This is a genomic window from Pseudomonas sp. B26(2017), assembly GCF_002113045.1.
Taxonomy (GTDB): Bacteria; Pseudomonadota; Gammaproteobacteria; order Pseudomonadales; family Pseudomonadaceae; genus Aquipseudomonas.
In genome coordinates, this window is the sequence record NZ_NEJJ01000020.1 from 19,234 (window position 1) to 38,840 (window position 19,607).

At 61.7% G+C, this 19,607-nt stretch carries 17 protein-coding genes and 1 other RNA gene; all 18 read right to left on the bottom strand.

The features are described 5' to 3' along the window. Window positions 1–35: 35 nt before the first annotated feature. The 18 genes from lpxC to rsmI all read right to left on the bottom strand — a co-directional run bounded on the left by lpxC (window position 36) and on the right by rsmI (window position 19,590). Entirely contained in the window at window positions 36–947 is a 912-nt protein-coding gene (gene lpxC, locus CAF79_RS25190) for a UDP-3-O-acyl-N-acetylglucosamine deacetylase (protein ID WP_007956752.1), read from the bottom strand. 112 nt (window positions 948–1,059) lie between these two features. Continuing rightward, entirely contained in the window at window positions 1,060–2,256 is a 1,197-nt protein-coding gene (gene ftsZ / locus CAF79_RS25195; protein ID WP_085700830.1) for a cell division protein FtsZ, read from the bottom strand. 68 nt (window positions 2,257–2,324) lie between these two features. Beyond that, on the bottom strand, window positions 2,325–3,584 hold the full coding sequence (ftsA, locus tag CAF79_RS25200) for a cell division protein FtsA (protein ID WP_085700831.1): 1,260 nt from the start codon (window positions 3,582–3,584) through the stop codon (window positions 2,325–2,327). A 15-nt stretch (window positions 3,585–3,599) separates the two neighbouring features. Further along, window positions 3,600–4,466, bottom strand: coding sequence for a cell division protein FtsQ/DivIB (locus tag CAF79_RS25205; RefSeq protein WP_085700832.1), 867 nt, complete (start codon window positions 4,464–4,466; stop codon window positions 3,600–3,602). 4 nt (window positions 4,467–4,470) lie between these two features. Next, the gene (locus CAF79_RS25210; protein WP_085700833.1) at window positions 4,471–5,445 is read right to left on the bottom strand and encodes a D-alanine--D-alanine ligase; all 975 of its coding nucleotides are present in this window, start codon (window positions 5,443–5,445) and stop codon (window positions 4,471–4,473) included. Then, window positions 5,442–6,902 (bottom strand): UDP-N-acetylmuramate--L-alanine ligase, encoded by a 1,461-nt coding sequence (gene murC / locus CAF79_RS25215; RefSeq protein ID WP_085700834.1) that lies wholly within the window; start codon window positions 6,900–6,902, stop codon window positions 5,442–5,444. Before murC ends, CAF79_RS25210 begins: the two co-directional genes overlap by 4 nt. Beyond that, window positions 6,895–7,965, bottom strand: a complete 1,071-nt coding sequence (gene murG / locus CAF79_RS25220) for an undecaprenyldiphospho-muramoylpentapeptide beta-N-acetylglucosaminyltransferase (protein ID WP_085700835.1) — start codon at window positions 7,963–7,965, stop codon at window positions 6,895–6,897. Before murG ends, murC begins: the two co-directional genes overlap by 8 nt. Beyond that, entirely contained in the window at window positions 7,955–9,172 is a 1,218-nt protein-coding gene (gene ftsW, locus CAF79_RS25225; RefSeq protein ID WP_085700836.1) for a putative lipid II flippase FtsW, read from the bottom strand. Before ftsW ends, murG begins: the two co-directional genes overlap by 11 nt. Next, window positions 9,169–10,515, bottom strand: a complete 1,347-nt coding sequence (murD, locus tag CAF79_RS25230) for a UDP-N-acetylmuramoyl-L-alanine--D-glutamate ligase (protein ID WP_085700837.1) — start codon at window positions 10,513–10,515, stop codon at window positions 9,169–9,171. Before murD ends, ftsW begins: the two co-directional genes overlap by 4 nt. A 5-nt stretch (window positions 10,516–10,520) precedes the next feature. Further along, complete coding sequence (gene mraY / locus CAF79_RS25235; RefSeq protein ID WP_085700838.1) at window positions 10,521–11,603, bottom strand: phospho-N-acetylmuramoyl-pentapeptide-transferase; 1,083 nt, start codon at window positions 11,601–11,603, stop codon at window positions 10,521–10,523. After that, window positions 11,603–12,970 carry a UDP-N-acetylmuramoyl-tripeptide--D-alanyl-D-alanine ligase gene (murF, locus tag CAF79_RS25240; RefSeq protein WP_085700839.1) on the bottom strand — a complete coding sequence of 456 codons (1,368 nt, stop codon included), beginning with the start codon at window positions 12,968–12,970 and terminating at the stop codon, window positions 11,603–11,605. Before murF ends, mraY begins: the two co-directional genes overlap by 1 nt. Next, entirely contained in the window at window positions 12,963–14,426 is a 1,464-nt protein-coding gene (locus CAF79_RS25245) for a UDP-N-acetylmuramoyl-L-alanyl-D-glutamate--2,6-diaminopimelate ligase (RefSeq protein WP_085700840.1), read from the bottom strand. The genes murF and CAF79_RS25245 overlap by 8 nt, the downstream gene beginning before the upstream one ends. Continuing rightward, window positions 14,426–16,165, bottom strand: coding sequence for a penicillin-binding protein 2 (locus CAF79_RS25250; protein ID WP_170929795.1), 1,740 nt, complete (start codon window positions 16,163–16,165; stop codon window positions 14,426–14,428). The genes CAF79_RS25245 and CAF79_RS25250 overlap by 1 nt, the downstream gene beginning before the upstream one ends. Further along, window positions 16,165–16,458, bottom strand: coding sequence for a cell division protein FtsL (gene ftsL / locus CAF79_RS25255; protein WP_085700842.1), 294 nt, complete (start codon window positions 16,456–16,458; stop codon window positions 16,165–16,167). Before ftsL ends, CAF79_RS25250 begins: the two co-directional genes overlap by 1 nt. Further along, window positions 16,455–17,402 (bottom strand): 16S rRNA (cytosine(1402)-N(4))-methyltransferase RsmH, encoded by a 948-nt coding sequence (rsmH, locus tag CAF79_RS25260; protein ID WP_085700843.1) that lies wholly within the window; start codon window positions 17,400–17,402, stop codon window positions 16,455–16,457. Before rsmH ends, ftsL begins: the two co-directional genes overlap by 4 nt. Continuing rightward, window positions 17,399–17,854 carry a division/cell wall cluster transcriptional repressor MraZ gene (gene mraZ, locus CAF79_RS25265; protein WP_003205355.1) on the bottom strand — a complete coding sequence of 152 codons (456 nt, stop codon included), beginning with the start codon at window positions 17,852–17,854 and terminating at the stop codon, window positions 17,399–17,401. The genes rsmH and mraZ overlap by 4 nt, the downstream gene beginning before the upstream one ends. 403 nt (window positions 17,855–18,257) lie before the next feature. Beyond that, window positions 18,258–18,611: RNase P RNA component class A (gene rnpB / locus CAF79_RS25270), an RNA gene on the bottom strand. A gap of 73 nt (window positions 18,612–18,684) precedes the next feature. Then, on the bottom strand, window positions 18,685–19,590 hold the full coding sequence (gene rsmI, locus CAF79_RS25275) for a 16S rRNA (cytidine(1402)-2'-O)-methyltransferase (protein ID WP_085700844.1): 906 nt from the start codon (window positions 19,588–19,590) through the stop codon (window positions 18,685–18,687). Window positions 19,591–19,607: the final 17 nt, after the last annotated feature.

Below are 19,607 nucleotides of genomic sequence, written 5' to 3' on the forward strand. Positions count from 1 at the left end.
AAGGTGGCCTTCAAAAAACTAGAGAGGTTTTTTACTTACACCGCCGCAACCGGGCGCATGTAAGAGATTGGTGCAGTGCTGGCGTCTTCGAACGTCACGACTTCCCAGGCATCTTTCTGCTCAATCAACTTGCGCAGTAGCTGGTTGTTCAGTGCGTGGCCGGACTTGAAGCCCTTGAACTCACCAATCAGGCTGTTGCCCAGCAGGTACAGGTCGCCAATCGCATCGAGGATCTTGTGCTTCACGAATTCGTCTTCATAGCGAAGGCCGTCTTCGTTCAGTACGCCATCGGCATCGACCACGATCGCGTTTTCCACGCTGCCGCCGAGTGCGAGGTTGTGCTTGCGCAGGTACTCGATGTCACTCATGAAACCGAAAGTACGGGCGCGGCTGACTTCTTTTACGAACGAAGTGCTGGAAAAGTCCACGCTTGCACTTTGGGTGCGGTCCCGGAAAACCGGGTGATCGAAATCGATCTCGAAGCTCACCTTGAACCCTTCGAAAGGGACGAAAGTGGCGCGCTTGTCGCCGTCTTCCACTGTCACTTCACGCAGGATGCGGATGAATTTCTTGGCGGCGTCCTGTTCTTCCAGGCCAGCCGATTGAATCAGGAATACGAAAGGTCCTGCGCTGCCATCCATGATCGGGACTTCAGACGCGGAGAGCTCGACGTAGGCGTTATCGATGCCCAGGCCAGCCATGGCCGAGAGCAGGTGCTCCACCGTGTCTACCTTCACGTCACCGTTGACCAGCGTCGTCGACATGGTTGTCTCGCCGACGTTGGCCGCGCGAGCCGGTATCTCGACAACCGGATCGAGATCGGCACGACGAAAGACGATCCCGGTGTCGACAGGTGCAGGCTTGAGGGTCAGGTAAACCTTCTCCCCGGAGTGCAGACCTACACCGGTGGCACGGATAATATTTTTCAGTGTGCGTTGTTTAATCATGGCATGGGCCGCTTCAGCGCAAATTGCGAACTGGTATCAACAAAGGCTGGCGATGATAGCAGACCGAGCCTTTGCTGAACACCAATCACCTGAATACCCCTGATACATTTCATCAATCGGCCTGACGACGCAGGAAAGCCGGGATGTCCAGGTAGTCCAGGTCATCTTGCGGATTCATCTTCGCGGCAGTCGCAGCACCGGCCTGAGCCTGGTTGCGCATGACGGTCGGACGGTCCAGGTCACGGTAGTTCACCGCTGGCTGTTCCTGACGAGCGGGTGCCGGTTGTTGCACTGGCGCAGCCGCCATCGAGGTGTGAACGGTGTTGTCGATGACCTTCACAGGCTTCTCGATTTTCGCGCCCAGACCCGTGGCAACCACGGTCACGTGCAGTTCATCGCGCATGTCCGGATCGATCACGGTACCGACCTTGACCATGGCGTGCTCGGAAGCGAAGGCTTCGATGATCGAACCCACGTCGGAGTACTCACCCAGAGACAGGTCAGGACCGGCAGTGATGTTCACCAGGATGCCGCGTGCGCCTTGCAGGTTCACGTCTTCCAGCAGCGGGTTGCGGATGGCCGCTTCGGTCGCTTCACGTGCACGGTTCGGACCGCTGGCGCAGCCAGTGCCCATCATCGCCATGCCCATTTCGCTCATCACGGTGCGCACGTCGGCGAAGTCGACGTTGATCATGCCCGGACGCTTGATGATGTCGGAGATACCGCGAACGGCGCCGGCCAGTACATCGTCAGCCTTGGCGAAAGCCGACAGCAGGCTTGCGTCTTTACCGAGAATGGTCAGCAGTTTTTCGTTCGGAATGGTGATCAGCGAGTCGACGCTTTCCGAGAGCATGCGGATGCCTTCGTCGGCGATCTGCATACGCTTGCGACCTTCGAACGGGAACGGACGGGTCACGACCGCAACGGTCAGGATGCCCATTTCCTTGGCCACTTCGGCGATGATCGGCGCAGCACCGGTACCGGTACCGCCGCCCATGCCGGTGGTGATGAACACCATGTTGGTGCCGGCCAGCACTTCAGCAATGCGCTCGCGATCTTCCAGCGCAGCCTGACGGCCGACTTCCGGGTTGGCGCCGGCGCCCAGGCCTTTGGTCACGCCGGTGCCCAGTTGCAGAATGGTGCGCGCGCCGATGTTTTTCAGCGCTTGAGCATCGGTGTTGGCGCAGATGAATTCCACGCCTTCGATGTTGCTCTTGACCATGTGGTTGACAGCGTTGCCGCCGCCACCGCCAACACCGATAACTTTGATTACCGGGCTTGCGGGGATGTTGTCTACGAGTTCGAACATTTTCCCTCTCCTTACATTCTCTAGTTTTTTCGCCTACTGCTGATTTGTTGCGGTGCTGCGGTAAAGCGTTAGAAGTTGCCTTGAACCCACTTCTTCAAACGGTCCAGCAACGGCGCCTGCGGCTCATCGCTGCTGTAGCTGTCGCGGTTGCCGATGCCCGAGAACGAGATCCCGTCGGACTGCTTCTGCAGGCCGTACATCAACAAGCCAACGCCAGTGGAATAAATCGGGTTGCGTACCACGTCATCCAGCCCCTTCACGCCGTGCGGCACGCCCAGGCGGACCGGCATGTGGAAGATTTCTTCGGCCAGTTCGGTAGCGCCTTCCATCTTCGAGGTACCACCGGTCAGCACGATGCCGGCCGGGATCAGGTCTTCGTAGCCGCTGCGGCGCAGCTCGGCCTGGATCAGGGTGAACAGCTCGTCGTAACGCGGCTCGACCACTTCGGCCAGGGCCTGACGCGACAGTTCGCGCGGCGGACGGTCGCCGACGCTCGGCACCTTGATGGTCTCGCCGGCACCGGCCAGTTTGGCCAGGGCGCAGGCGTAACGGATCTTGATTTCTTCGGCGTACTGGGTCGGAGTGCGCAACGCCATGGCGATGTCGTTGGTCACCTGGTCGCCCGCGATCGGGATCACCGCCGTGTGGCGGATGGCACCTTCGGTGAAGATCGCGATGTCGGTGGTGCCGCCGCCGATGTCGACCAGGCAAACGCCCAGCTCTTTTTCGTCGTCGGTCAGGACCGAGTAGGCCGAGGCCAGTTGCTCAAGAATGATGTCGTCGATTTCCAGACCGCAGCGACGCACGCATTTTTCAATGTTCTGTGCAGCGTTGACGGCGCAGGTGACCACGTGAACCTTGGCTTCCAGACGCACGCCGGACATGCCCAGCGGCTCGCGCACGCCTTCCTGGTTATCGATCACGTAATCCTGCGGCAGGGTGTGCAACACACGCTGGTCGGCCGGGATCGCCACGGCCTGGGCGGCGTCGAGTACGCGCTCCAGGTCAGCGGAGCTGACTTCGCGGTCGCGGATCGCGACGATGCCGTGGGAGTTCAGGCTGCGGATGTGATTGCCCGCCACGCCGACGAACGCCGAGTGAATGCGGCAGCCCGCCATCAACTGGGCTTCCTCGATCGCGCGCTGGATCGACTGCACGGTGGACTCGATGTTGACCACCACGCCTTTTTTCAGGCCGCGGGACGGATGGGTGCCGATCCCGACGATATCGAGCGTGCCGTCGTCCGCAACCTCGCCGACAAGCGCCACCACCTTGGAGGTGCCGATATCGAGACCGACGATCATTTTGCCGCTTTGCACGTTTGCCATGGGTCCTGCCTCTTCTTAATTCTTTGCGACAGCGGGTTGGGCTGTCGTCGGCGCTACTGGTTCCCGCCAGCCAACAGCGAGGCCGTTGGCGTAGCGCAGATCGATGCGCGCAATGTTCGTAATCTGGTCTTTAAGCGTCTTGTCGTAGATGGCAATGAAGCGGCGCATCCTTTCCACCAGGTTGCCGCGTCCCAGCAGCAGTTCGATCCCGGGACCGGAACTGCCGGCACCGGTGGTCAGGAACCAGCTGCCACGTTCACGCAGCTCGAGCCGCGCAATCGAGAAGCCCAATGGCCGGAGCATCTGGCTCAGTACCTGGTATTGCTGCATCACTTGCTGCTGGGCCCGCTGCGGGCCGAACAGCTGCGGCAGGTGTTCGTAGTTCGCCAGTTCCTTGGGCGTGAACGCCTGGCCCTGGTTGTTGAGCAACGACTCGTCGCCCCAGCGGGCCACCGGCAGTTGCTCTTCGAGGCGGATCACCACCTGATCCGGCCACACCCGACGTACTTCGGCGTGGGCGATCCACGGCATCTGCTCAAGCTCGGTGCGCATGCTCGCCAGGTCGATGGTGAAGAAGCTCGACGCCACGTACGGGGCGATCCGCTGCTGCACCGCTTGCTGGCTGATGTAACTCAGGTCGCCCTGCACGGCGATCTTGGTGATCGGCCGGTCGGCGTACGGCAACAAACGCTGCGCGCCTTCGTAAGTACCGAACCCCAGGGCCACCAGCAGCACCGGCCAGAACAGACTTTTCAAGAAGCCGAAGTTGGCTTTCGGCAGGCGCGCGGACATCGGCTCTTTGGCCACCATTCGGCTGGCACCCCGCGGCACCGGCTTGCGGCCGGGTGCGGGTGGCTGATGTCTGAGATGTGCGCCTTGCATGGTCTTAACCTCGCGCCTCTTTCTTGCCATCGGCATCGACACTGGCGGCCAGAATGGCCAGGACCAGTTGCTGGAAATCCAGACCGGCCGCTTTCGCCGCCATCGGTACCAGGCTGTGATCGGTCATGCCGGGAGCGGTGTTGACTTCCAGAAACCAGAATTTGCCGTCGGCGTCCTGCATCACGTCCGCCCGGCCCCAGCCGGCGATGCCCAGCGCCTCGCAGGCTTGCGCCGTGAGGTCCATGAGTTCCTTTTCCTTGGCGGCATCGAGCCCGCACGGAATCCGATACTGGGTATCGTTGGCGATGTACTTGGCGTCGTAGTCGTAGAACGTGTGTGGCGTGCCCAGCGCGATAGGCGGCAACACCTGGTCACGCAGGGTGGCGATGGTGAACTCGGGACCGTGGATCCATTGCTCGACCAACACTTGCGAATCGTAGGTACTGGCCGCTTTCCATGCGTCGATCAACTCGGACGCAGAACTCACTTTGGCCATCCCGATACTTGAACCTTCATGCGCCGGTTTGACGATCAAAGGGAAGCCCAGTTCCGTCGCTGCCGAAATACAATCGGCCTCGCTGCGCAGCACGGCGTGACGCGGCGTCGGAATCCCGAGCGTGTGCCAGACCTGCTTGGTGCGCAATTTGTCCATCGCCAGCGCCGAAGCCAGGATGCCGCTGCCGGTGTACGGAATGCCGGCCACTTCGAGCAGACCCTGCATGCTGCCGTCTTCACCGCCGCGACCGTGGAGGATGATGAACGCGCGGTCGATCTTCTCGCTCAGCAGGCGCTGCAGAATGTCGGCACCGACGTCGATGCCGAACGCGTCCACACCGGCGCTTTGCAACGCAGAGAGCACCGCGTTGCCGGACTTCAGCGAGACCTCACGCTCGGCGCTCAGGCCACCGTACAGCACAGCCACCCGGCCGAAATCCTTCGGGGCGATGGTGGAAAACAGATTGGCGTAGGCAGCAGTCATTTCAACTTCCCCTCGACCGGTGCCGCCACGGCACCGGCGAACAACTCGCTTTTCAACAGTTTTGGTGCAAGGCCACCGATATCACCGGCGCCCTGGCACAGCAGAATGTCGCCGGCACGCAGTAGCGGCTTGACCAGCGGTGCCAGGTCGACGCCGCGCTCGATGTAGATCGGGTCAAGCTGGCCGCGCTGACGGATGCTGTTGCACAGCTTGCGGCTGTCGGCACCCGGGATCGGCTCTTCGCCGGCCGGATAGACTTCCATCAGCAACAGCACGTTGGCATCGGCCAGCACATTCACGAAGTCGTCGTACAGATCGCGGGTGCGGCTGTAGCGGTGCGGCTGGTAAACCATCACCAGCCGGCGCTCAGGCCAGCCACCGCGCACGGCTTTGATGACTGCCGCGACTTCGGTCGGGTGGTGACCGTAGTCGTCGACCAACATCACCTTGCCGCCGTCCACCGGCAGTTCGCCGTAGACCTGGAAACGCCGGCCAACACCCTGAAACCCGGAGAGGCCCTGGACGATGGCTTCATCGCTGACGCCTTCGTCGGTGGCGATGCAGATGGTTGCCAGTGCGTTGAGTACGTTGTGGTTGCCCGGCATGTTCACGGACACATCCAGCGGCTCACGCTCGGGGCGCAGTACGGTGAAGAAGGTCTGCATGCCCTGCTGGCGAACATTGATCGCGCGCACGTCGGCTTCTTCGCTGAAGCCGTAGGTGACGACCGGACGTTTGACCTGCGGCAGGATTTCACGCACCACCGGATCGTCCAGGCACACCACTGCAAGACCGTAGAACGGCAGGTTGTGCAAAAACTCGACGAAGGTTTTCTTCAGCTTGTTGAAGTCACCGTCGTAGGTCGCCATGTGGTCGGCGTCGATGTTGGTGACCACGGCCACCAGCGGTTGCAGGTGCAGGAAGCTTGCGTCGCTCTCATCGGCTTCGGCGATCAGGTAACGGCTGGTGCCGAGCTGGGCATTGGTGCCCGCGGCGTTCAGACGGCCACCGATGACGAAGGTCGGATCCAGGCCACCGGCCGCGAACACCGAAGCGATCAGGCTGGTGGTGGTGGTCTTGCCGTGAGTACCGGCGACGGCGATGCCGTGGCGGTAGCGCATCAGTTCGGCGAGCATTTCGGCACGCGGAACCACCGGGATGCGGCGTTCCAGAGCGGTCGCCACTTCCGGGTTGGACGTGTTGACGGCGCTCGACACCACCAGCACATCGGCGGCAGCGGCGTTCTCGGCACGGTGGCCGATAAAGATCTGCGCACCGAAGGATTCCAGGCGCTCGGTCACCGGCGAAGCTTTAAGGTCCGAACCGGACACTTCATAGCCCAGGTTCAGCAGCACTTCGGCGATGCCGCACATGCCCACGCCGCCGATCCCGACGAAGTGGATGCGACGGATGCGGCGCATTTCCGGTTGTGGCATGGCTTTCTGATTCTCAACCATGGGCCACCTCCAGACAGGTATCCACCACGCTGCGGGTGGCTTCGGGTTTTGCCAGACGGCGGGCCGCTTGGGCCATTTGTTCGAGTCGTTGCGGTTGCATCAAGACCTCTGTCAGGCGCGCGGCAAGCTCCGCGGCGCCAGTCGTTCTTTGCGGCATCAGGAAGGCAGCGCCTTCGCGGGCCAAATAATCGGCGTTGCGGGTCTGGTGATCGTCGATCGCGTGGGGCAAAGGCACCAGCATCGAGGGCAGACCGGCGGCGGCCAGTTCGCTGATGGTCAATGCGCCGGCGCGGCACACCACCAGGTCAGCCCAGCCATAGGCCTGGGCCATGTCTTTGATGAACGGCTGCACCTGCGCATCCACGCCGGCGGCGCGGTAGCGCTCTGCAGTCACTTCATCGTGGTTTCTGCCCGCCTGATGGAACACTTCCGGACGCAAGTCGGCAGCGACTTGTGCCAGGGCTTCAGGCAGCAACTTGTTCAACGGCTCTGCGCCCAGGCTTCCGCCCAGGATCAGCAAACGCGCCTTGCGTCCGGCCAGGGCCGGGCGCGGTGTTTCGAGGAACAGCTCGCTGCGCACCGGGTTACCGGTGGTACGGCGGCTGTCCGACAGGGTAAAGGTGTCGGGGAAGGCTTCACACACCCGGGCGGCGAACGGCACCAGCAACCGATTGGCGGTCCCGGCCACGGCGTTCTGCTCATGAACGATCACCGGCACGCCGGCCAGTTTGGCGGCGATACCACCGGGGCCGGTCACATAGCCGCCGAATCCGACCACGCACACCGGACGCAACCGGCGAATGATCGCCCGCGCCTGCCATACCGATTTCAGCAACATGAACGGTGCCTTGAGCAACGACAGCTTGCCCTTGCCGCGCAGGCCGGTGGCGTTGATGCGGTGCAATTCAAGACCCGCCGCCGGCACCAGATCGTTTTCGATTCCGCGCGGCGTGCCGAGCCAGTGCACGGTGTAGCCGCGCGCCTGGAATTCACGGGCACAGGCCAGCGCCGGGAATACGTGGCCACCGGTGCCGCCAGCCATGATCAAAACGTTAGCGCCCATGGTTCGGCTCCTCGGCGAAGTCGCTCTCATGGAACTCCATCTCTTCACTGCCCAGGTGGGTCCGGCTCTCCCACTCGATCCTCAGCAACAAGCCAAGGCAGGCGCAGCAGATCACCAGGGAACTGCCGCCATAGCTGAGGAACGGCAAGGTCAGGCCCTTGGTCGGCAGCAGGCCGACGTTCACGCCGATGTTGATCAGGAACTGGCCGATCCACAGGAAGGACAACCCATAGGCAACGTAAGCGGCAAAGAACTGTTTGGCTTTCTCGGCCCACAGACCGATGTACATGCCGCGAATACACACGAACACGAACAGCGCCACGGTGCACAGAGAACCCACGGCGCCGAGCTCTTCGGCCAGAACCGAGAACACGAAGTCGGTGTGTGCTTCCGGCAGGTAGAACTGCTTCTGCACGCTGTTGCCCAGGCCTACGCCCAGCCATTCACCGCGACCGAACGCGATCAAGGCTTGCGACAACTGATAACCGGCACCGAACTGGTCGGCCCACGGGTCGGCGAAGTTGGTCAGACGCGCCATCCGGTACGGTTGCATCTGAATCAGCAACACCACCGCCGCCACGGCCAGCACCACCATCAGCGAGAACCGGAACAGCCCGACCCCGCCGAGGAACAGCATCGCCGCCGCGGCGCCCATCATCACGACGGTGGCACCGAAGTCCGGCTCCATCAGCAACAGGCCGGCCATCGGCAGCAGCACGATGAACGGCTTGAAGAAGCCCATCCAGCTCTCGCGCACTTCTTTCTGGCGACGCACCAGATAACCGGCGAGGTAGATCACCACGAACACCTTGGCGATCTCGGACGGCTGGACGTTGAAGAAGCTGAAACCGATCCAGCGCATCGAACCGTTCACCTCACGACCGATCCCCGGGATGATCACCATCACCAGCAGACCGAACGCACCGATCAGCATCATCCAGCCGAGTCGCTGCCAGGTGGCGATCGGGATCATCATCGTGACGACGCAGGCCCCCAGGCCCAGCACCACGTAAATCAGGTGACGAATCATGTAATACAGCGGGCTGCCCGACTGCACGGCGGCCACTTCGGTGGAAGCCGAGGCGATCATGATCAGGCCCAGGCCGAGCAACGCCAGGCAACCGGCGAGCATCGGGAAGTCGAGGTCGATCCCACGTCCGGTAATGAGCGGCGACGGGTATGGCTTGATGATGTTTCTCAAGCTCATGCCAGACCCTCCACGGCGCGGACGAACTGGTGACCACGGTCTTCGTAGTTCTTGAACATGTCGAAACTGGCGCAGGCCGGCGACAGCAGCACCACGTCACCCGGTTGGGCGGCGGCGCGGCATTTCTCGACGGCGTCGATCAGTGTGGTGGCGCGGATCAACGGCACGGCATCGCCAATGGCTTCGCCGATCTTGTCGGAGTCGCGCCCCATCAGGATCACGGCACGGCAATGGGCCGCCACCGGATCGCGCAGGTCCTTGAAGTCGGCACCCTTGCCGTCGCCACCGGCGATCAGCACGACCTTGCCGGTGATGTCCGCACCCAGGCCCTCGATGGCAGCCAGTGCGGCGCCCACGTTGGTGGCCTTCGAATCGTTGTAGTAACCGACGCCGTCCAGATCACGCACCCACTGGCAACGGTGTTCGAGACCGGCGAAGGTGCGCAGCGCTGCCAGCATGGCGTCGAACGGCAGCTCGACCGCGTGGCCGAGCGCCAGCGCCGCCAAGGCGTTGGACTGGTTGTGGGCACCGCGAATCTTCAATTCGCGCACCGGCATCAGGTTCTGGAATTCGAAGGCCAAGTATTTCTCGCCATTCTCTTCGCGCAGACCGAATGCCTTGAAATCGGGTTTGGTCAGGCCGAAGGTCCAGCAAGGCTGGCCCTCGCCCATCAGTGGCCGGGTCAGGGCGTCCTGACGGTTGACCACGAACTGCTTCGCACCACGGAAGATCCGGTGCTTGGCCAGGTGATAAGCCGGCAGACCGCTGTAGCGGTCCATGTGGTCTTCGCTGATGTTGAGCACGGTCGCCACTTCGGCGTTGAGCTGGTCGGTGGTTTCCAGCTGGAAACTCGACAGCTCCATCACGTACAGCTCGACGTCATCGCTGAGCAGATCCAGCGCCGGCGTACCGAGGTTGCCGCCCACAGCGACGCGTTTGCCGGCCGCAGCCGCCATCTCGCCGACCAGAGTGGTGACGGTGCTTTTGGCGTTGGAGCCGCTGATGGCCACGATCGGCGCCTTCGCGTTACGCGCGAACAGCTCGATGTCGCCTGACAGCTTTACGCCACGGGCCGCAGCGGCTTGCAGGGCCGGGGTCGCCAGCGCCAGGCCGGGGCTCACGTAGAGCTCGTCGGCACGGCACAGGAACTCGACGTCCAGCTCGCCACAACGCACTTCCACGTGCGGATAGTCACGCTGGAGCGTGGCCAGTTCCGGTGGATTTTCCCGCGTGTCGGCCACGGCAAACGCCACGCCCCGGTTCGCCAGGAAGCGAACCAGGGACATGCCGCTCTTGCCGAGGCCGACAACGATGCGGAAGTGGTCAGAAGCGATCAGAGACACTCGTTCTACCTCAGCTTCAGGGTGGCAAGGCCGATCAGCACGAGAATCACGGTGATGATCCAGAAACGGACGATCACGCGCGGCTCGGGCCAGCCCTTGAGTTCAAAGTGGTGGTGAATCGGTGCCATGCGGAACACACGGCGACCGGTCAGCTTAAAGGACGCAACCTGAATGACGACTGACAGGGTTTCCATCACAAACACGCCGCCCATGATGAACAGGACGATTTCCTGACGGACGATCACCGCGATGGTGCCCAGGGCCGCGCCCAGCGCCAGTGCGCCGACGTCGCCCATGAAGACTTGCGCCGGGTAGGTGTTGAACCACAGAAAGCCCAGGCCGGCACCGATCAGCGCGCCGCAGAACACGATCAGCTCGCCTGCGCCCGGTACGTAAGGGATCAGCAGGTACTCAGCGAATTTCACGTTACCCGACAGGTAGCAGAAGATGCCCAGGCCGCCGCCGACCATTACTGTCGGCATGATCGCCAGACCGTCGAGGCCGTCGGTGAGGTTGACCGCGTTGCTCGAACCGACGATCACGAAGTACGTGAGCACGATGAAGCCTGCGCCCAGCGGAATGCTGTAGTCCTTGAGCATCGGCAGGATCAGGGTGGTTTCCACCGGCGTGGAGGCGGTCATATAAAGGAAGATCGCCGCGCCGAGGCCGAACACCGACTGCCAGAAATATTTCCAGCGACTCGGCAGACCACGGGAGTTCTTCTCGATCACCTTGCGATAGTCGTCGACCCAGCCGATGGCGCCGAACAGCAGAGTCACCAGCAACACGACCCACACGTAGCGGTTGCTCAGGTCGGCCCACAACAGGGTGCTGACACCGATCGAAGACAGAATCAGCGCGCCGCCCATGGTCGGCGTACCGGATTTGGACAGGTGCGATTGCGGGCCGTCGTTACGAACGGCCTGACCAATCTGACGGTTCTGCAGGGTGCGGATCATCCACGGGCCGTAGCACAGCGACAAGACCAGCGCGGTCAGCACACCGAGAATCCCGCGCAGGGTCAGGTACTGGAAGACCGCGAAGCCTTTGTAGAACTGTTGCAGATACTCCGCTAGCAGCAGCAGCATTAATGTTTCTCCAGACTGGACCCGCACAGGGCCGCAACGATGTTTTCCATCGCCGCGCTGCGCGAACCCTTGATCAAAATGGTGGTGTTTGTGTCCTGCTCGGCGTCGAGGGCCTGGATCAGTTCGGCCTGTGTGCCGAAGTGATGCGCCTGTTCGCCGAATGCGTTCACGGCGTGGACCATGTTCGGCCCGACGGCATAAAGCGCGGAAACCTTGCCCCGGGCGTACTCGCCCACGTCGCGGTGCCCCTGCTCCGCCCAGTCGCCCAACTCGCCGATATCCCCGAGCACCAGGACGGTGCGGCCGGAAAAGCCGGCGAGTATATCAACGGCCGCGCACATGGAGGTGGGGTTCGCGTTGTAAGTGTCGTCGATCACGCGCATGCCGTTTTTCGCCAGCTGCGCGACGGTGCGACCCTTGACCGGTTGTACCGCGCCAAGCCCCGTGGCGATGCCGAACAGCGACACGCCCAAGGCGTGCGCGGCAGCGGCGGCAGCCATGGCGTTGGCGACGTTATGGGTGCCGAGCAGGTTCAGTTGAACCCGTTCCACACCTTCAGGAGTGTGCAGGTTGAACGCCGGGCAGCCACGGGCATCGGTGGCCAGGTCGCTGGCGTAAAAATCCGCCTGAGAGTTGCTCAGAGCAAACGTCAGTACCTTGCGACCGGCAGCGCGGGTCTTCCAGATGCCAAACGCCTTGTCATCGAGGTTCAGCACCGCGACGCCATCGGCTGCCAGTCCTTCGATGATTTCGCCCTTGGCTTCAACGATTTTCTCCGGCCCGCCAAACTCGCCGACATGGGCGGTTCCGGCATTGTTGAGTATCGCCACGTGCGGCTTGGTCAGCCCTACGGTGTAAGCGATTTCACCCAGACGCGAAGCACCCAGTTCGATCACCGCCGCGCTGTGCTCCGGGGCGAGTTCGAGCAGGGTCAGCGGTACGCCGAGGTCGTTGTTCAGGTTGCCACGGGTCGCGTGTACCGAACCGCGCGTGCGCAGGATGCTCGCGAGCATTTCCTTGACCGTGGTCTTGCCACTGGAACCGGTAACAGCGGCGACCGGTTTGGTGAACGCGGCACGGTTCAGCGCACCCAATTGGCCGAGCGCCTGGCGGGTGTCCTTGACCAGCAACTGCGGCAGCGTGCTGTCGGCGACTTCGCGCTCGACCAATGCAGCAACGGCGCCTTTGGCAGCGACTTCATTCAAATAGTCATGACCGTCGAAACGCGGACCGGTCAGGGCGATAAACAGTTGGCCGGCCTTGATCGCGCGGCTGTCGATGCTCACGCCGTCAAAACTGGCGTCGGCACTGATCAGACGGGCATCGAGCGCGTTGGTCAACTCGCTGAGTTTCAGGGCCTTAAGCATGGGCCACCTCCCACGCGGTCAAGGCGTGATCGGCCTCGACCAGATCCGAGAATGCATGGCGTTCGCCGTTGATTTCCTGATAGTCCTCGTGACCTTTGCCGGCCAGAACGATCACGTCATCCGCCGAAGCACCGGCGATCAGTTGCGCGATGGCCTGACCGCGACCGGCCACGAACGTCACCTTGGCCACAGCCGTGAAACCGGCGCGGATGTCATCAAAAATGACGGCTGGATCTTCGGTACGCGGATTGTCATCGGTCACCAGCACGCGGTCGGCCAGACGCTCGACCACTTCGGCCATCAGCGGACGCTTGCCGCGATCGCGATCACCGCCGCAGCCGAACAGGCACAACAATTGGCCTTTGACGTGCGGACGCAATGCGGTCAGAACTTTTTCCAGGGCATCCGGCGTGTGGGCGTAATCGACCACCACCAGCGGCTGGGTACCGCCGCCGAGACGCTGCATGCGTCCGGCCGGACCTTCGAGTTTCGGCAACACCTTGAGGATTTCGTCGAGCGCGTAGTCGAGACCGAGCAAGGCGCCGACGGCGGCCAGTACATTGCTCAGGTTGAAACGACCGAGCAGCGTGCTGCGCAGATGATGCTCGCCCTGTGGCGTCACCAGCGTGGCGCGCACGCCATGGTCATCGAACTGCGCTTCACGCACATAGAGATAGGCACTGCTGTCGAGCAGGCTGTAAGTGATCAACCGCGACTCGCGTTTTTCAGCGGCCAGTTGCCGGCCGAAATCGTCGTCAAGGTTGACCACGCGGCACTTCAGGTCATTCCAGGCGAACAGCCGGGCCTTGGCCTCGGCGTACGCTTCCATGGTGCCGTGGTAATCCAGGTGATCGCGGGACAGGTTGGTCATCACCGCGACGTCGAACGCCAGCGCGGTAACCCGGCCCTGATCCAGACCGTGGGACGAGACTTCCATGGCCACGGCTTTGGCGCCGGCCTTTTTCAGGTCGCCCAGAGTCGCTTGCATGGCAATCGGGTTCGGCGTGGTGTGCAGGCCGCTTTGCAGCGAGCCGTGGAAACCGGAGCCCAAGGTGCCGACGATGCCGCAATGCTGACCGAGCAGGTCCAGCGCCTGCGCCACCAACTGAGTCACGCTGGTCTTGCCGTTGGTGCCAGTGACGCCAATCAGATTCAGATGATGACTTGGCTCACCATAAAAACGCCCGGCGATGTCCGACAGCTGCGCAGCCAGGCCTTTGACCGGAATCAGCGGCACTTCGGTGATCGGCAGCACGGTGGCGCCTTCCACTTCATAAGCCACGGCAGCCGCGCCGCGCTGCAAGGCGTCGGCGATGTGCGCACGACCGTCGAACTTGCCGCCCGGCACCGCGAGGAACAGGTCACCCGCGCGCACGTTGCGACTGTCGAGCGCCAGTTCACGGATCAACAGATCGTGGCCGGCGTGGGGAAAAATCTTGTTCAGACTCAGAGACATCAGCCGCGCCCTCCATTGGCTTTCAGCGGAACGGCCGGGGTGGCGTTGGCCTGTTGTGTCGTCGGCAGGTTGTCCGGGGTGACGTTCATCAGGCGCAGGGTGCCCGACATCACGCGACTGAACACCGGCGCCGAGACCAGACCACCGAAGTAACCGGCCTTGGTCGGTTCATCGATCACCACGACGATTGCATAACGTGGATCGCTCATCGGGCCGAAGCCGGCGAACAGCGAGCGGTAAGAGTTTTCGGCGTAGCCCTTGGTGCCGACCGATGTCTTGCGCGCGGTACCGGACTTGCCGCCCACGTGATAGGCCGGCACCTGCGCACGGAACACCCCGCGCGGGGCTTCGATCACTTGTTGCAGCATGCCTTGCATGGTTTTGGCGACGGCTTCCGGCAGCACCTGGGTGGTCTGCGGCGCCTTGTCGGTTTTGATCAGGGTCAGCGGTGCGAGACGACCGTTGTTGGCCAACGCCGAAAACGCGTGCACCAGTTGAATCGCGGTCACCGAAATACCGTAGCCGTACGACAGCGTTGCAGTCTCGGCCTTGCGCCACTCGCGGTAGTTCGGCAGGTTGCCGACACGCTCGCCCGGAAAGCCGAGGCCGGTGTCCTGGCCGAGGCCGACTTTCTGTGCGAGGCGGAAAATGGTTTCGCCGCCGATATCGAACGCGACCTTGCTCATGCCGACGTTACTGGAATTGATCAGAATACCGGTCAGATCGAGTACCGGACCTTCGGTTTTCGATACGTCCTTGATCGTGTATTTACCGATCTGCAGGGAGCCTGGATACACCTCGACGGTGTCGCTCGGTTTCCAGCGGCCGGTTTCGATCGCGGCGCTCATCGAGATCGCTTTCATGGTCGAACCGGGTTCGAACACGTCGATCATTGCGCGGTTACGCATCATCGCCGGTTGCAGGTTGCGACGGTTGTTCGGGTTGTAGGTCGGCTGGTTGACCATGGCGAGGATCTCGCCGGTCTTCACGTCCATGATCACCAGACTGCCGGCCTTGGCGCCGTTCTCGATGATCGCGTTGCGCAGCTCGCGGTTGGCCAGATATTGCAGACGCAGGTCAATCGACAACGCCAAGGGCTTGCCGGCCTTGGCGTTTTTGGTGACCTGGACATCCTTGATCAGCCGTCCGCGCCGATCCTTGATGACTTGCCGCTTGCCGGGCACGCCGGCCAGCCATTCATCGTAGGCCAGCTCGACGCCTTCACGACCGTGGTCATCGATGTCGGTGAACCCGACCATGTGCGCCGTCACCTCACCGGCCGGGTAGAACCGGCGGAATTCTTCGATGCCGTAGACGCCCGGCACTTTCAGGTCGAGCACGGCCTGGCCCTGCTCAGGGGTCAACCCGCGCACCAGATAAATGAATTCTTTGTTGGCCTGTGCTTCAAGACGTTCGGCCAGTGCTTTAGGATCCTGCCCCAGCGCCGCAGCGAGTGCCGGCCACTTCTCTTTGGCCAGCTGCATTTCCTTGGCGTTCGCCCACAGGGTGGTCACCGGCGTACTGACGGCCAGCGGCTCGCCGTTACGGTCGGTGATCAGACCACGGTGCGCCGGAATCGGGATATGACGAACGCTGCGCGCATCGCCCTGGCCCTTGAGGAAGTCGCGGTCGACCACTTGCAGGTCGATGATGCGCCAGCAGATCGCGGCCACCATCATACCCAGCAGACCGACCACCAGACGGAAGCGCCACGGGAAGAGTGCCCCTTCGAGCTTCATCATGGCGCCACCATCTTCACGTCAGCTGCGCCGGGGATGTGCATCTTCAGTTGTTCGGTAGCCAGCACTTCGATCCGGCTATGGGCGGTCCAGGTACTTTGCTCCAGAATCAGGCGCCCCCACTCGGCCTGCGCCTTGTCGCGCACGCTCAGCTCGTTGTAAAGGGTGTTGAGCAATTGGCGGTTCCAGTGGGCGCTGTAAGACACGCCGATGGCCGACACCAGCACGCCGATGAACAACAGCAGCATCAAAAAGCTGCCGCCGGGCAATGGCTTGGCGAAAAGCTTGCTCACCGCAATTTCTCCGCGACGCGCATGACGGCGCTACGGGAACGTGGGTTGGCTTTGAGTTCGGCGTCGGAGGCCGTCTGCGCTTTGCCATGGACTTTGATTTTCGGTTCGAACGCAACGTGGCGAACCGGCAGGTTGCGCGGCAAGTTGTCGGCTTCGCCTTTCACCAGCTTGCGCATGAACAGTTTGACGATACGGTCTTCCAGCGAGTGGAAGCTGATTACGACCAGACGACCGCCCACTTCCAGGCATTCGAGCGCGGCTTCGAGGCCCGCTTCCAGATCGCCCAGTTCGTTGTTGACGTGAATGCGCAGGCCCTGGAAAGCGCGGGTTGCCGGGTTCTTGCCCTTTTCCCACGCCGGGTTGGCGACTTTCAGGACTTCAGCCAGATCGGCGGTGCGCTCGAACGGCGTGATGTCACGACGCTCGGCCACGGCACGGGCCATGCGACCGGAGAAACGTTCTTCGCCGTATTCCTTGAAGACACGGGCGATTTCTTCCACCGGCGCGGTATTGACGAACTCGGCGGCGCTGATGCCACGGGACGGATCCATGCGCATGTCCAGCGGGCCGTCGTTGAGGAAACTGAAGCCGCGCTCGGCATCATCGAGCTGAGGCGAAGACACGCCCAGATCCAACAGAATGCCGCTGACCTTGCCTGTAAGCCCCTGTTCGGCAACCACCGAGCCGAGCTCGGCAAAGCTGCGTTGCACAACGACAAAGCGGCCGTCTTCGGCCGCTAGCGTTTGCCCGGTGGCAATCGCTTGAGGATCCTTGTCGAATCCGATGAGCCGACCATCCGGCCCGAGCTTGCTCAGGATCAACCGGCTGTGCCCGCCGCGTCCGAACGTGCCGTCCAGATAGCAGCCATCAGGACGTACGGCGAGAGCCTCGACGGCTTCGTCAAGCAGTACGGTGATGTGGTTGAAGCCGCTATCAATAGTCACAGGATCAGATCACGCAGTTCGTCAGGCATGGCGCCCGGTTGTTGTATGGCAGCCAGGTCAGCGGCAGAAACCGCGTTCCAGGCATCTTCGTCCCACAGTTGGAACTTGTTCAGTTGGCCCACCAGCATTGCGCGCTTGTCGAGCTTCGCGTATTCGCGCAGACGCGGCGGCACCAGGAAACGACCACTGCCGTCGAGCTCGAGGTCAACGGCATTACCAATCAATAAACGTTGCAGACGACGGTTCTCTTCGCGAAGAGAAGGAAGCGCGCGCAACTTGGTTTCAATAATTTCCCACTCATCGAGCGGGTAGACACACAAACACGGATCAACGGCATCAATGGTCACGATCAACTGGCCGGAGCTGCGCGAAACGAGCTCGTCACGGTACCGGCTCGGCATGGCGAGACGGCCCTTTGCGTCGAGACTGATAGCGTTAGCTCCGCGAAACACGTCAGCGTTTCTCCAATTTTTATCGTTTTGAGCTCAAAAAACCCACTTCATGCCACTTTCCGCCACTTGCGCACACTATAGGAATGCGCCCACCACACCGTCAAGGCGCGGATTAAAGGAAAACCCTTACAGAACGGAGATTTAGGAGCATAAAAGGAGGAGCAACGAGAATCTGGCGGATGCTTTTATCCAATAACTTGAAGCAGCACTGAAAGCTGCGCTCGAAAGTTAAAGTAATTTGTTAAGAGTAAGATTTTTTCGGTATTACAAAAGCGCTTCTGCTGTTGATTGAAGCAAGGTGGGAAATGGCTATTACTGCGTTTGCCGCTGCCGGATTTCCAGCGCAGGCCTGCTGATAATAAACAGCCCTGTCGCCTTTAATTCAAGCAGGGAAAAGAAAAAGGTGGAGAGTCGATCTGTAAGCCGGGTTCTGTCTTGAACAGTCATTCGTCTACGATGGCCATCACTGGACATCTTTAGCAACCTACCCGGTCCCAGCGCGGGCCACGCCTTGGGACCCTATTTGGTCTTGCTCCAAGTGGGGTTTACCTAGCCACGAACTGTTGCCAGACGTGCGGTGCGCTCTTACCGCACCTTTTCACCCTTACCGGCGCCGAAGCACTTAGGCGGTTATTTTCTGTGGCACTTTCCGTAGGCTCACGCCTCCCAGGCATTACCTGGCACTTCGCCCTATGGAGCCCGGACTTTCCTCCCCCCTCTAATTTTCATAGAGGGCAGCGACTGTCCGATCGACTCTCCGCCGCGCAGGTTAACGGCAGAGCGGCCGAAGAACAAGCGCTAATAGCCCGCAAACCGGTCTGCGCGACGGGTTACGCGTCTTTTTGCTGATCCAGCGCCACCTGATACAGCACGTTTTTGCGCTCACCGGTGATTTGCGCCGCCAGGGCCGCCGCACGCTTGAGCGGCATCTCTTCCAGCAACAGATTGAGGATGCGCATCGCCTCGCTGCTGACGGCGTCTTCGGATTCCGGCGCAGTCCAGCCCGCCACCACCACGACGCATTCGCCACGCTGCTGATTGCTGTCGGCCTCGACGAATGCCCGCAACTCACTCAGCGGCAATCCCTTGAGTGTTTCAAAGGTCTTGGTGATTTCACGAGCGAGCAATGCCGGACGATCAGCGCCGAATACCGCCTCCATATCCTGCAGGCACTCCAGAATACGATGCGGCGCCTCGTAGAAAATCAGTGTGCGCGATTCTTCCTTGATAGCTTCCAGGCGCGCTTTGCGCCCTACGGCCTTGGCCGGAAGAAAGCCTTCGAAGATGAAACGGTCGGACGGCAGGCCGGCAGCCGATAACGCTGCGATCAACGCGCATGCGCCCGGCACCGGCACCACATTGATCCCGGCGGCACGCGCCTGACGCACCAGGTGATAACCCGGATCGGAAATCAGCGGCGTACCGGCGTCGGAAATCAGCGCGACGTTGTCACCCGCCAGCAGACGGGTAATGAAGCGACTGCCTTCATCCCGCTCGTTGTGCTCGTGGCAGGCTGCAAGCGGAGTGGAGATGCCGAAGTGCTGCATCAGACGCTGGGAATGGCGCGTATCTTCCGCAGCAATCAGTGCCACCTCGCGCAGGATCTTCAACGCCCGGGCGCTGATGTCATCCAGGTTGCCGATGGGCGTCGCCACCACATAAAGCGAGCCCGCAGCGGAATTCAAAGGACCTGGAGCAGTCAAAGCGCACACCTCATGATCGGTAAAAGCCGCCATTGTAGCGCGTCGTGCGC

Coding starts and splice junctions, on each gene's coding strand:
- CAF79_RS25210 (WP_085700833.1), bottom strand. CDS start 5,445: ATGACTGCTGCCTACGCCAATCTGTTTTCCACCATCGCCCCGAAGGAT.
- murC (WP_085700834.1), bottom strand. CDS start 6,902: ATGGTTGAGAATCAGAAAGCCATGCCACAACCGGAAATGCGCCGCATC.
- CAF79_RS25245 (WP_085700840.1), bottom strand. CDS start 14,426: ATGTCTCTGAGTCTGAACAAGATTTTTCCCCACGCCGGCCACGATCTG.
- ftsW (WP_085700836.1), bottom strand. CDS start 9,172: ATGAGCTTGAGAAACATCATCAAGCCATACCCGTCGCCGCTCATTACC.
- lpxC (WP_007956752.1), bottom strand. CDS start 947: ATGATTAAACAACGCACACTGAAAAATATTATCCGTGCCACCGGTGTA.
- ftsZ (WP_085700830.1), bottom strand. CDS start 2,256: ATGTTCGAACTCGTAGACAACATCCCCGCAAGCCCGGTAATCAAAGTT.
- CAF79_RS25250 (WP_170929795.1), bottom strand. CDS start 16,165: ATGAAGCTCGAAGGGGCACTCTTCCCGTGGCGCTTCCGTCTGGTGGTC.
- murF (WP_085700839.1), bottom strand. CDS start 12,970: ATGCTTAAGGCCCTGAAACTCAGCGAGTTGACCAACGCGCTCGATGCC.
- mraY (WP_085700838.1), bottom strand. CDS start 11,603: ATGCTGCTGCTGCTAGCGGAGTATCTGCAACAGTTCTACAAAGGCTTC.
- CAF79_RS25205 (WP_085700832.1), bottom strand. CDS start 4,466: ATGCAAGGCGCACATCTCAGACATCAGCCACCCGCACCCGGCCGCAAG.
- rsmI (WP_085700844.1), bottom strand. CDS start 19,590: ATGGCGGCTTTTACCGATCATGAGGTGTGCGCTTTGACTGCTCCAGGT.
- ftsA (WP_085700831.1), bottom strand. CDS start 3,584: ATGGCAAACGTGCAAAGCGGCAAAATGATCGTCGGTCTCGATATCGGC.
- murG (WP_085700835.1), bottom strand. CDS start 7,965: ATGGGCGCTAACGTTTTGATCATGGCTGGCGGCACCGGTGGCCACGTA.